Raw genomic sequence first — 12,925 nt, forward strand, 5'->3', positions numbered from 1 at the left:
TTAATTGCCTGGAATACTCCAAGTAATGCAGAAAATGTGTGTCAAGACGGCTCGGTTAAGGTTTTTTGATGAAAATTCTAGATCGCAAAGACGCGATCGCCGTCAAGACGAAAGACCGATTATTGTAGAGACGGCGATTCATCGCGTCTCTTACCTGAACCGAACAGTATTGCGCCCCTACAAATCTCCAAATAATTTGGGATAATTTATTTTTTGCAAGTCCTTAACGCATATTTAACTTTACCAGATGTGTAATCATTCATGAATAATCAGATCCCTGACTTCTCTAGAAAGTCGATAATCTTGTTGAGCATGAATCATTCAGGATTGTTATATAGATAATTTTTATCTAGTAGATTTAATATTTCATCAATTTTATCCGTGTTTGTACTCTATCATAACTTTACGGATACTCTTAGAATCAACCTAAATTTATTTCCGTAAGGAGTCGGATATGAAGACTTATGACATGTCTTTCATAAAGACCAATGGACTCACAACTTTGTTGGGATTTGTCTCAGTTATATTTATTTTATCATTCACTCTAATTATATTATTTTTTGAAAATATTCAAGGATTTTCAAATCAAGAAAAAATTGAATACATCACTCAAGCATTAACAACGATTGCCATAATTATTGGGGGATTGGCATTAATTCTCAATGGTTACTATACTTCCAGACTCTCTCTGGATGAGAATCACAGCTTGTTAACGCAACTCCTAGCTGGAACACTAGCTTGGGATAACAATATCGTAAATTGTATCAATCAGACACAACTAACTCCACAAGAAATTGTTTCCGAACGCTTTTCTAAAGCGATTGAACAACTAGGAAATGAAAAGATTGAAACGCGATTTGCTGCAATTTATGCTTTGGAACGAATTGCCAAAGATTCCCCGAAAGATCATTGGACAATCATGGAAATCCTCGCTGCTTTTATCCGCGAGAACGCCCCAGTGAATAGGGAATATGAGGATGAGTCACTACAATCATCAAAACTTCCTACAGATATTCAAACAGCCTTAACTGTCATTGGAAGACGCGACTCATCTAAAGATCCAGTCAATCAGAAACTCGATTTACGCAATACAGACCTTAGTAATGCAGACTTAACAGAAGCTAACCTCTCTAGAGCGATTATTGTCGGGGCTAACTTGCAATGGGTCAATTTTACCAGAGTAAACCTCTCGGAAGCAGACTTATCAGTGACCTGTCTTTGTGGCTCAATCCTCTATGAAGCCAACCTGCAAAAAGCAATCCTCCCAGAAGCCAATCTCCAAGGCGCAGTTCTTAGAAAAGCGAACCTTTCCCAAGCAATCCTTTACGATGCCAACTTGGAAGGGACAGTTCTTTGTGATGCCAACTTGGAAGGAGCAGTTCTTTGTGATGCCAACTTGGAAGGAGCAATCCTTTGTGATGCCAACTTGGAAGAAGTCAACTTCGAGGGTAGCAATCTCCAAGATGCAAACCTGATTGGTAGTAACTTGCAAAGGGCAAAACTGGCTGGCGCTAATCTAGAAAGTGCATTACTGAGTACAGCTAACCTCCAAGAAGCTAATTTCCAAGAAGCTAACCTTTGTGGAGCAAACTTGAGCGGCTCGGAAAATGTAGAATCACAGCAGATTGAACAAGCAATTGGCGATCGCACAACCATCCTACCGGAAAATCTGAAAATACCCCAACATTGGCGGTAATAAAAACTAAAGTTTCAGCATCTAAAACTTGATCACACGATCGGGACGCATAGTTATACGTCCCTATCGTGTTTAATTTAATTAAAGCTTGGATGGACTGAGAAATGTTTTGACAGCAGGCTAGAAACTCAGCTAGCTGCGGCTCAAAAACATAGTCAAGACCACTCCCAGGATAATCGATCCACTGCCAAGGATGAATGACCAGAAGCGATGATAACTGTTAACAATAGTGCCATTTTCACTTTGGAGTTGAATCAAATCCATCCAAGGCGCAACACCCCGACGGAACCAACCCACAGCGCCAACTTGTTCGCCAATCAAGCTTTGGACTCGCTTCATCCCAAACAGAAAATTGCCGATGGGTCCAAAGCGTGAGGCGTAGTGCAGATAAAGCATTCCGCTACGATCTTGAATTTTTAAATCGGAACCAAATTTATAACCAGCGTCGCCACGACCAATAAGTTGACCTTCTAGTTTTGCAGGTTGTCCACGTAACGGACTGGCATAAGGGTCTGACATCAAGGTGAGAATATCGGTTTCTGGTGCTTGCTTATAGTCGGGGAACATCACCAAGGCTTTGACCATAATTCCGATCCCTAAGCCAATTAGTGGCGCACCCAATACTAAACCTGTGTTTGGCGAACTTGACCACAGAATCACACCCATTACCAAGCCAACGAAGAAACCAATTGTTTCAGCGCCGTACAATACAACATCTAAAAAGAAGTTGCCGTAAAGTCTACTTTTATTGAGACTTTTACCTTCTCCAATAACTCGCCCCATATCAAACTCGGTCGGTAAACCCAATTGTTCGGCATAAGTGCTTAATGCACGAACTCGTTTGCCTGTCAAGGGATGAGTGGAATTTAACTCCATCCACCAACCCCAAGGGTTAAACATATCCCACAGAAAGACACGACCAACTTTTTGGGTATCAGATGCAATGCGGTAGGCGGTTCCTGTGGAAGCGGCGGCTTTATGGTCATAGATACCCAAGGCGCGAGTCCCTTCAATTAAACGGCTGGGTTCTTGTGTGCGCGAACCTTCTTCTAAAATTCCGTAGGCAATCTTCACCAAAGCGCGGGATAATCCATTGGGATTACCCGTACTTTCGGCTGCAAAGTGGTCAGCAAAGTATTCTCGTGTGCGGGAGAGGTACAGCAGTAGATAAGTACCGATGACATAAAACACGTAAGCAACTAAGGCAGCAGTTTGCATCGCATCTTTGATTTTGCTATCGCCACCACGCCCAAATCTTCTGGCTGTGCTGTAAATCAAGTAACAAATTTGTACTAAGGTAGAAGCTACTGTCATTACTGCAAAATCCCAGTGGACGATGTGCCCCAGTTCGTGGGCGTAGACGGTAGCAATTTCATCGTCATCGAGGTATGTGAAAAGTCCCTGACTGACGACTAAACGAGCGCTGTTCGGCAATGAGCCATAAGTAAAAGCCGTGGGGTTTTGGTCGTTAATAATTCCCAAACGGGGCGTTTTCAGCTTTTTCTGCTCACAGACTTGGCGAATAACTTTAGCTGTCTCTGGACTGAGGGTTTCAACTTCTGCCAACTCTACCCAGCGAGTTTGGTAAAGCCAGCTTTGAGTTAAGTCCATGAGAAATGGAGACAAGAAAAAGGCGGCGATATTAAAAACTAGGGTAATACCAATAGCGATCGCTAATCCTTGGAGTGGATTATCGCTACCCAAAATAAATACTAAGCTCAAACCTAAAGCCAACACCATGCCAAACAACAAGGTGATGGTGACACCAGAAGCTAACGCTAAACTACCACCCACTCCCCCCATTGCTAATTTCATCCCAGTCGTAGCGGCGCGACCAGCTTTTTGGCTAGTGTTAGATGGCGTTTGACGGAAGGATTGACTAGCTTGTTCTGCCCAACTACGAGCCTGTGGGTTTTCACTGATGATTAACTTTTGACACAGGGACTTGGCTTTTTCGATTTCGCCTGTGGCTTGATAGGCTTTTATCAGCCACATCTGTGCTGAAAGATAATCTGAGGAATTGTGTTCAACACAATCGCGGCAGAATTGTTCGAGTAATTCAACCGCTTCTTGATAACGTTTTTGATTTAAGGCATCTAATGCAGATTGCAATGACATAGGATCTCCCTAGTGAAGGAGTGGTATTTGATCTATCAATACTAAATAGATTCAGCGATCGTCACTGCAATTTCGTAAAAATTTAAATAATGACAGTATAAAATATTTACTAAAGTAAAAGACTAGAGAAACATATATTACTATGTCTCTCTAGCCTCAGGAACGCATAAATCATGTTTAAGATTTTCAAATAAAACCTGTAATAATACTTACAATATTTTTGACGCTGTAAACTTACTACCTCTTTACCTATGTTTGATAATCAAAGAATAAATGTTTTGAACCCAGTCTTGCTTCACCCGATTAGAGTAATAATTGATTACCCAAATGGTTCACCCGATTGGAGGAAGACGAATGATGAACATAACCTGAGATTGATAAGATGAAGATAAAGTAAAGATTTGTACTATGACTATTCTTGATATTGCTTCTCCCTTAATTAAGATCGCCGGACAAACCCGCCAAGCTGCAAGTAAACTAGCAATTCTCTCCACGGAGGCAAAAAATCAAGCACTTGTGGCGATCGCTCAAGCTTTAGAATCAGCTAAAGATGAAATTTTACAAGCAAATGTTGCTGATTGTAAAGCTGCGACTGCTGAAGGAATTCCCCAACCACTTTATAAGCGCTTGCAGTTAGATGAACATAAATTAAGAGATGCGATCGCTGGGGTACGAGATGTTGGTAAGCTAGCCGATCCAATTGGTAAAGTCCAGATTCACCGCGAACTTGACACTGGCTTAGTTCTGAAACGCATCACTTGTCCTTTAGGTGTTTTGGGGATTATTTTTGAAGCCCGTCCAGAAGCGGCGATTCAAATTGTTTCCTTAGCAATCAAATCGGGAAATGGTGTAATCCTCAAATGTGGAAAGGAAGCTGTGCGTTCTTGCGAAGCAATAGTTAAGGCAATTAAACAAGGATTGTCTCAAACTGCTGTTAACCCAGATGCAGTGCAGTTGCTCACAACTAGAGAAGAAACTTTAGAACTTTTGAAGTTAGATAAATATGTAGATTTAATTATTCCTAGAGGTTCTAATTCCTTTGTCAGATTTGTACAGGAAAATACGCGCATTCCGGTACTAGGTCACGCCGACGGAATTTGTCATCTTTATATAGATAAAGCCGCCGATATTTCTAAAGCAGTTCCGATTACCGTTGATGCTAAAGCACAATATCCTGCTGTTTGTAATGCGATTGAAACTTTGCTAGTTCACCAATCAATTGCTACAGAATTTTTACCGAAAGTTGCTGAGGCTTTGCAAGAACGCCATGTAGAATTAAGAGGCGATAAACGCACCTTGAAAATTTTACCTAACATTGTAGCTGCAACAGAAACCGACTGGGAAACGGAATATAGCGATTTTATTTTGTCGATCAAGATTGTAGACTCTATAGAAGATGCGATCGCTCATATTAACCAATATGGTTCTCGTCATACCGATGCGATTATCTCTGAAGATCCAGCATCTATTGAAACTTTCTTTGGACTGGTAAATTCAGCTAATATATTCCACAATTGTTCTACCCGCTTTGCTGATGGCTTCCGCTATGGTTTTGGTGCAGAAGTAGGAATTAGTACACAACAAATGCCTCCCCGCGGCCCCGTTGGTTTAGAAGGATTAGTCACATACAAATATCAAATGACTGGCGATGGTCATATTGTCGCAACTTATACCGGGGCAAATGCTAAAGCTTTTATTCATCAGGATTTAGTGTAAAGTATTCTCACATATAGGACTCATGTCTGATTTCGGAACAAGATTTAAAATGAAATCCCGATAAAACGGGCTTTTCAGTCTCAATCTGTTTTCAAAAATCAAATCGGAGTCCGATAGTCGGGCCAGTTACAAAAAAGTAGATTTCGCATGAGTAGCAAAATATCTAAGGTCGGTATTATTGGTGCGGGTAATGTGGGTGCAGATGTAGCAAATGCTTTAGTGCTACTCGGTAAATGTGTAACAGTCGTCCTTTTTGACCGAACTTTATCAAAAGCTGAGGGGCAAGCATGGGATATTGAAGACACCATTCCCCTACTTAAAGACATGGAAATTATACCATCAAATCAGTATGAAGATTTAGCAGATTCTGATGTGATTGTCGTGACTGTTGGGGTGCAGCAAAAAGAAGGACAAAGCCGATTAGATACGTTGAGCGATAATGCAGAGATCATGCGTTCAACAATAAAAGAATTGGATCGAGTTGCACCGAATTCAATCGTACTTATTGTTAGCAATCCAGTGGATGTACTAACACGGATTGCGATCGCCAGTTCCACTAGAGCAGAAAACCTAATTTTCGGTTCAGGAACCGTTCTTGATACTGCTAGACTGAGATATCAACTTGGTAAGCGATTGAACGTTAGTAAACAAGACGTTCGTGTTTATGTGATTGGAGAGCATGGAGACAGTGAATTTGTCGTTTGGTCTAGTGCATTTATTGGGGCAATTCCGTTAGCTGAATTTCCCATACCACAAGGAGCAACGCTGGAACAAATTCAGCAAGAGTACGCAGAGTTAACCCGTAAGCGAGCCTATAATATTTCTGAACGTAAAGGAAATACTAGCTATGGCATATCAACTGTAGTTTGCCAGTTAGTTGATACCATCCTGCGAGATGAAAAGCAGATATTTCCAGTATCGGTAAGAGCAGATTCTAACTATGGAATTGGCAGTGAAGTTGTTCTTGGACTTCCATGTATCATTAGCTCCCAAGGTATTGAGCGCCAACTGGTGTTACCAAGAAATGCTGATGAACAACGTTTATTAAAAGAGTCAGCCACCGAACTGAATGAAGCCTACAATTCTTTGGATAATTAAAATCAATTCAAATAGTCTGTTTAAAAACGTCCTTTTTTGAATGTTAAACTAAGGCTTTAAGTAAAGCTTGAAGTTTCAGTTGCACCTCTGCAAACTCCTTGCCAGGATCGGAGCCAGCCACGATACCAGCACCAGCATACAATCTCGCGCGATCGCCATCAATTAATGCTGAACGAATTCCCACGATAAACTCACAGTTCCCCTGAGAATCTATCCAACCTAAAGGTGCAGCATATAAACCCCTTTCAAAGTTTTCATAACGACGAATTTCGGCACAAGCTACATCTTGTGCCGCACCCGCAACGGCTGGCGTAGGATGCAATTGTCCAACAATCTTTAATGGGTGTATGTCAGCAGGAACCATAGCACTGATTGGTGTCCATAAATGCTGGATATTCGATAATTGTCGCAGCCGTGGTGCTAATATTTGCGGTAATAAACCTAACTGGGATAGGCGTTGTGTAATGAAATCAAGCACTAGGGAATGTTCGTGCTTTTCTTTTTCACTATTTAGTAAGCGATTGGCATTAGCTGCATCTTTAGCAGGGGTTTTACCTCGTGGTGCAGAACCAGCTAAAGCATCAGTGATTAACTGTTGATTATTAATACTAATTAATCTTTCTGGACTTGCACCAATAAAATTTTGTCCTTTGCCATTACTTGTAGAAAAAATATAACAATTAGGATGGTTCTGTCTAAGATTATTTAATGATTTAACTAAGCTAAAGTGGTTGCTTGACTTGACATCTAATACATCTGCTAAGACAATTTTGCTTAAATGGCTAGACCGAATTTTTTCTAAAGCAGATACTACTGAACGTTTAAACTGAGTAGGATTAGTGACAGATTTATTATATAAGTTTGCTGAGAAACAATCAATATTAGCAGAGTAATATTCTAAAGATTGAATAAATTCAATCTTCTTTTGCAAATTTTCCAACAATCTTTCAATATTTGCGTTTTCATTAATAATTATATTTGTTACTAATACACAACGCTGATTTTTTACAGCTACTTGCCAACGTGGAAGAAAAATGGTACCAGATGGAAATGGATAATCTAGTTGGGCATTTTTATCAAAAAAGCTGAAATAACAAAAAAAGTGAGGACCAGAAAAAGGTTGGTTCGCGTTACCAAAATTAATTATATTTTTTAGACAAGATTTGATAAAATATTCTGCTTGACTAAAACGATTTGAGCCATCAATCTGTAATTTTGCTACAGCATCAATTGCTGCGATCGCTTCTCCTTTACCTCTATCCTCAAAGTAAAAATTTATTTCATTTGCTTGTGTAAGTTTATCCAATACAAGTAAAGGGTCAACTAAATCAATTTCTTGGGAGATACTGACAATTTGTTTGCAATCATTTTTGACGCACTTTTCTTGCACTGCTACCAGAAATTGATATAAATCTTTGTGCTTTACAAAGAAGTTGCTACGACATGGTGAAACTGTCATGGATTTAAGGATAGTAAATTTTTTTTAAGTTAACTTCCTAAAGTGTAATTAATCGTGGTCGTATTTTTATAGGTAACATATTAAGTTGCTATTTCACCAGCGTAGGGTTTGGCTTATTTGTGGTGTTCTCAGACTATGATAAGACAGTTTCAGCCTGAGACTACAACGTGAGGGTGAGTGTTAACAACACAAGGTTAACAAGTCATAATAAAAGTGACAGTTGTTTATATATCACCCATATCTAACGTCTCTTTAAATTATAAAATCTCAAGTGTGAGTAATATTCCGGTAATTTAATTAATCACAACTAATGACTACCAAGCAAATTTTATATCCCAACACTAAGTTATGGATGGCAGCGATTAAACCGCCAATGTATAGCGTTGCCATTATGCCCATTTGGGTAGGAACAGCAGTAGCATTTGCCGAAACTAAAATTTTCAATGGTGTAGTATTTTCTACTTTTGTAGCTGCGGCAATCTTAATTCTTGCCTGGGAAAATATCAGTAATGATGTGTTTGATTCTGAAACAGGTATTGATCAAAATAAGCACCATTCTCTGGTGAACTTAACAGGCAATAAGCCATTAATATTTTGGATAGGAAATTTGTGTTTAGGTTTGGGGTTACTGGGCATACTAGCGATCGCCTTTTGGCAACAAGACCTAACTGTTATCGGTATAATACTACTGTGCTGCGGTTTAGGCTACACGTACCAAGGGCCTCCCTTTCGCTTAGGATATCAGGGTTTAGGCGAGATTATTTGCTTTTTTGCCTTTGGCCCCTTAGCAGTGGAGGCAGCATACTACAGCCAGACTCAAACTTGGTCAATAACGAGTTTAGCAGCTTCAGTGATCGTTGGGATTGCCACAACCTTAATTTTGTTTTGCTCACACTTTCACCAAGTTAAGGATGACATAGCCGCAGGTAAGCGATCGCCTATCGTCCGTTTAGGAACTCAAAAAGGGGCCCAACTCCTAGTTTGGTTTACTGGTAGTATTTATCCCCTCACCTTGCTATTTGTGCTATTGGGAATTTCTCCAGCTTGGACGTTACTGAGTTGGGTAAGTTTACCCTTTGCTGTCAAATTATGCCGCCACGTGCAAGAAAATCACAACCAGCCAGACAAAGTTAGTAACTGTAAATTCATCGCCGTAGCCGTGCATTTCTGGGCTTGCTTGTTGCTCGGCTTGGGATTTATGCTTTAACAATTACTAAATTGATGCGTTATCAATTTAAATTTCGTACTTATCAGCGAAGATTTTTGCGATCGCTGACTACCAATCATGGTAGTTGGGAAATTCGTGAAGGTATTATCCTCCGTCTCACTGATGAATCAGGTAAACTCGGCTGGGGAGAAATCGCCCCCATTAGTTGGTTTGGTTCCGAAACCCTAGAACAAGCTTTAGACTTTTGCCGCCAACTCCCAGAAGACATCACAGACAAAATAATTTTCTCCATCCCTGATGAGTTACCTGCTTGTCAATTTGGCTTTGAGTCAGCCTGCGAGTGGGGGAGTGAATTCTTTTCCATGCCCAATACCCAATCTTTCAGTGGCTTATTACCATCTGGGGAAGCGGCTTTAAATCAATGGCAAACCCTATGGGCACAAGGATATCGTACATTTAAGTGGAAAATTGGAGTGGATGCGATCGCTGATGAACTAAAAATTTTTGAGTCACTCATACACACCTTACCAGCCTCTACCAAACTGCGATTAGATGCCAACGGTGGACTCAGCTATGAGGAAGCTAACTTATGGCTGTGGACTTGCGACAATCTCAAAGCAAATGCAGAAATACCCCTAGAAATTGAATTCATTGAGCAACCGCTACCCGTTGAGCAATTTCAGGGGATGTTGGAATTGAGTATGAGTTATGAAACTGCTATCGCTTTAGATGAATCTGTCGCCACACTTGGGCAACTTGCTGCTTGTCATCAACAAGGTTGGCGAGGAATTTTTGTTATAAAGCCTGGGATCGTTGGATCGCCATCTCGTCTGAGAAAGTTTTGCCACCAGCATCAAATTGATACTGTATTCTCATCAGTATTTGAGACTGCGATCGCAAGACAAGCAGCACTCAAACTAGCAGCCGAATTATCCCGAAACAACAGGGCAGTTGGCTTTGGCATCGACTATTTTTTTGAACAAGAAGATACATGGCTTCAAAGTCTATGGAACAACCTTTAGACTGTCTTAATAACTTACTTCAGCATGATTGGCTTATCGGTTACAACAGCCATCAATTTCATCAAATAGCTCAAGAATTGTATTTAGAACTAACACAGTTATCAGCGTGTGGAACACCACCAAAAATTATCTTAGCCGAACGCGAACCATTACGATTTTTAGCAAGCTTTATTGCCGCTTGTGCAGCTAATTGTCCAGTTTTTCTTTGTAACCCCGACTGGGGAACACAAGAATGGCAACAAGTCTTTGATTTAGTACAGCCAGATATTACTTGGGGAATAGGGAATAGGGAATGGGGAATAGGGAATGGGAATAATTACCAATGCCTAATGCCCAATGTCCAATGCCCAACGATTATGATTCCCACAGGTGGTTCATCGGGGCAGATTAAATTTGCCATCCATACTTGGGAAACTCTCACAGCATCAGTACAAGGATTTACAGAATACTTTCAACTAAAGCAAGTTAATTCTTTTTGCATATTGCCCTTATATCACGTTAGCGGTTTAATGCAATTTATGCGCTCATTCACTACCGCAGGTAAACTATCTATTCAACCATTTAAAGCTGTAGAATCAGGTCAAATCTTAAATATTAAACAATCAGAGTTTTTTATATCTTTAGTACCAACACAGTTACAACGCCTTCTGCAAAATCCAGAATTAACTGAATGGCTATCCCAATTTAATACTGTACTTTTGGGAGGTGCGCCAGCATGGAACGAACTACTAGAAAAAGCCAGATTTCATCATATCCGATTAGCACCAACCTATGGCATGACAGAAACCGCCTCTCAAATTGCTACCCTCAAACCAGATGATTTTCTCGGCGGTAAAATCAGCAGTGGTCAAATTCTTCCCCATGCAAAAGTAACTATTCGCAATCAGCAAGGCGAGATTTTAAATTCCAATCAAATAGGAAAGATCACTATCTATGCTCAATCTCTAGCCCTTGGTTACTATCCGATAACCAGAGAAAATCAAGGTGATTTCCAAGTAGATGATTTAGGTTTTTTAGATGAACAAGGCCATTTAAATATTGTCGGACGTAACAGCGATAAAATTATTACAGGTGGAGAAAACATTTACCCAACAGAAATTGAATCAGCTATACAAGCAACTCAAATGGTTGCCGATATTTGTGTCATAGGCATCCCAGATAAACACTGGGGACAAGCATTAACAGCGATTTACATTCCTAAAAAATCAAATACTTCTGCTTTAAAAATCCAAACCCTACTTAAAGACAAACTCAGCAAATTTAAAATCCCTAAATATTGGATTCCCCAGCAAAACTTACCCCGTAACTCCCAAGGTAAAATTAACCGCCAACAGCTACAGCAAATAGCCACAGAATTCCTCCAAAATCCCATCACATAATTTCTCTCGACTTTCTTCTCTCTGCGCCGCGCCAGTTGCTTCAACGGGGGGAACCCCCGCAACGCACTGGCTTCTCAGCGTCTCTGCGATTCGTTTCCAACCACTGAATAATTTCTTCAGGTAATTCCTGCTTACTCCTACTACTTCCATCAATACAAATATGCTTAGTAATAGCCTTAGCAACTACCACCTCAGCCACTGTAATTTCGTAAGTAATTTCAAACTTATCAACACCTATTTTTTGCGGTATTAAACTAATCAGCAACTTGTCCGCGACAAACATAGGGCGCAAAAAATCAACATTAGCATGAACAATAGGAAACCCCACAGACGGATTAGTAAAAAAATCTTTGAGATTAATACTTGATGCTTCTAGAGATTCTTCATAAGCTTCATGGCAAATACTCAAAACGTTAGCAAAATAAACTACTCCAGCAGCATCAGTATCTTGAAAACGAACCGTGCGGTTATAAGTAAAAGACATTTTTGAGAATTGAATTACGAATTATGTCGACTCTAAGGGCGGAACCTCAAAGTCATTAAACGAGGAAACATTGTAAGACGAAGCTGCTAGAGCTTTCACCAGCTTACCGTCAAGAGTCAGCAAAGTAGCACCTACCTGCTGTGAAAGTGCAACATAAGAACCATCGTAGGCAGAGATTCCATAATTTAAGGCGATCGCCACTGCATCCGCCATCAAATCAGCCGTGGAGACAACACGCAACGGAAAAGCTTTGAGACTAGCTAAATTCCCCTGAATCAGAGAAACATCGTAACTACCTGCACGAGCATACTTCCACAAAACGTTTGCACACTCAATGTAAAATAAATCAGGTACAAAGATTTCTGTCTGGGGATAGGCAAGGTGAGCAAACAGTTGATTAACCTTGGCTGTTAGCGGATCGGGAATAAATTGCTTAACGGACACACTGGCATCGACGACGCACCTAAGAGGAATTGTCATCTGTCCCGATCTTCTCTAATCATGGCAGTACTATCAGGCCATTCGATATCAGTTGGTAGCTGTTCACGGCGAAGACGGATTTCCTCTAAAAGTTTTGGGACATTCTTTCGTCTTTCTTCTTCTGTTTGCTGTGCTTCAGTCTTTAAAGCCTGTTCTAACAGAGTTATAACTTGGGCGTTAATTGAACGGTGTTCAGATGCGGCTAACTCTTGCAGCTTTGCATACAAATCATCGGGTAAATTTCTTACATAAAGGGTAGCCATCGTTTTATCTCAAAGTAGAATTTATCAAAATGATAGCACTAT

Annotated in this window: 12 protein-coding genes; 7 read left to right on the top strand and 5 right to left on the bottom strand. The window is 40.4% G+C overall.

Annotation, left to right across the window (positions count from 1 at the left end; genetic code table 11):
• Positions 1-25: 25 nt before the first annotated feature.
• Together NLP_RS33445 and NLP_RS22495 are read left to right on the top strand one after the other, a co-directional pair.
• Positions 26-205 carry a hypothetical protein gene (locus NLP_RS33445; protein ID WP_158680496.1) on the top strand — a complete coding sequence of 60 codons (180 nt, stop codon included), beginning with the start codon at positions 26-28 and terminating at the stop codon, positions 203-205.
• Positions 206-469: 264 nt separating this feature from the next.
• Positions 470-1,696, top strand: a complete 1,227-nt coding sequence (locus tag NLP_RS22495) for a pentapeptide repeat-containing protein (RefSeq protein ID WP_104908300.1) — start codon at positions 470-472, stop codon at positions 1,694-1,696.
• 132 nt (positions 1,697-1,828) lie between these two features.
• Here the strand turns inward: NLP_RS22495 and NLP_RS22500 are convergent, their stop codons facing one another.
• Positions 1,829-3,814, bottom strand: coding sequence for a zinc metalloprotease HtpX (locus NLP_RS22500; protein WP_104908301.1), 1,986 nt, complete (start codon positions 3,812-3,814; stop codon positions 1,829-1,831).
• Between the two features lie 408 nt (positions 3,815-4,222).
• Between NLP_RS22500 and NLP_RS22505 the strand changes: the two genes are divergently transcribed.
• Both NLP_RS22505 and NLP_RS22510 read left to right on the top strand, forming a co-directional pair.
• A complete protein-coding gene (locus tag NLP_RS22505) occupies positions 4,223-5,530 on the top strand; it encodes a glutamate-5-semialdehyde dehydrogenase (RefSeq protein WP_104908302.1) in 1,308 nt (435 codons plus the stop codon).
• 147 nt (positions 5,531-5,677) lie between these two features.
• Positions 5,678-6,628 (top strand): L-lactate dehydrogenase, encoded by a 951-nt coding sequence (locus NLP_RS22510; protein ID WP_104908303.1) that lies wholly within the window; start codon positions 5,678-5,680, stop codon positions 6,626-6,628.
• Positions 6,629-6,671: 43 nt separating this feature from the next.
• On the opposite strand, the gene NLP_RS22515 is transcribed toward NLP_RS22510, so the two are convergent.
• On the bottom strand, positions 6,672-8,087 hold the full coding sequence (locus tag NLP_RS22515; RefSeq protein ID WP_104908304.1) for an isochorismate synthase: 1,416 nt from the start codon (positions 8,085-8,087) through the stop codon (positions 6,672-6,674).
• A 310-nt stretch (positions 8,088-8,397) separates the two neighbouring features.
• Here NLP_RS22515 and menA point away from each other — a divergent pair, with 310 nt between their 5' ends.
• From menA to NLP_RS22530, 3 genes are read left to right on the top strand one after another with little or no spacing between them, the layout of a single operon-like run.
• On the top strand, positions 8,398-9,294 hold the full coding sequence (menA, locus tag NLP_RS22520) for a 2-carboxy-1,4-naphthoquinone phytyltransferase (protein WP_104908305.1): 897 nt from the start codon (positions 8,398-8,400) through the stop codon (positions 9,292-9,294).
• Between the two features lie 14 nt (positions 9,295-9,308).
• On the top strand, positions 9,309-10,277 hold the full coding sequence (locus tag NLP_RS22525; RefSeq protein WP_104909983.1) for an o-succinylbenzoate synthase: 969 nt from the start codon (positions 9,309-9,311) through the stop codon (positions 10,275-10,277).
• The gene (locus tag NLP_RS22530; RefSeq protein WP_104908306.1) at positions 10,262-11,656 is read left to right on the top strand and encodes a 2-succinylbenzoate--CoA ligase; all 1,395 of its coding nucleotides are present in this window, start codon (positions 10,262-10,264) and stop codon (positions 11,654-11,656) included. Before NLP_RS22525 ends, NLP_RS22530 begins: the two co-directional genes overlap by 16 nt.
• A 40-nt stretch (positions 11,657-11,696) precedes the next feature.
• Here the strand turns inward: NLP_RS22530 and NLP_RS22535 are convergent, their stop codons facing one another.
• Genes NLP_RS22535 through NLP_RS22545 form a run of 3 tightly spaced genes read right to left on the bottom strand, consistent with a single transcriptional unit; the run spans position 11,697 to position 12,883 of the window.
• A complete protein-coding gene (locus tag NLP_RS22535) occupies positions 11,697-12,140 on the bottom strand; it encodes an acyl-CoA thioesterase (RefSeq protein ID WP_104908307.1) in 444 nt (147 codons plus the stop codon).
• A 21-nt stretch (positions 12,141-12,161) separates the two neighbouring features.
• Positions 12,162-12,620 (bottom strand): type II toxin-antitoxin system VapC family toxin, encoded by a 459-nt coding sequence (locus tag NLP_RS22540; RefSeq protein WP_104908308.1) that lies wholly within the window; start codon positions 12,618-12,620, stop codon positions 12,162-12,164.
• Entirely contained in the window at positions 12,617-12,883 is a 267-nt protein-coding gene (locus NLP_RS22545) for a FitA-like ribbon-helix-helix domain-containing protein (RefSeq protein ID WP_104908309.1), read from the bottom strand. Before NLP_RS22545 ends, NLP_RS22540 begins: the two co-directional genes overlap by 4 nt.
• Positions 12,884-12,925: the final 42 nt, after the last annotated feature.

The sequence above is a fragment of the Nostoc sp. 'Lobaria pulmonaria (5183) cyanobiont' genome, assembly GCF_002949795.1.
Classification (GTDB): Bacteria; Cyanobacteriota; Cyanobacteriia; order Cyanobacteriales; family Nostocaceae; genus Nostoc.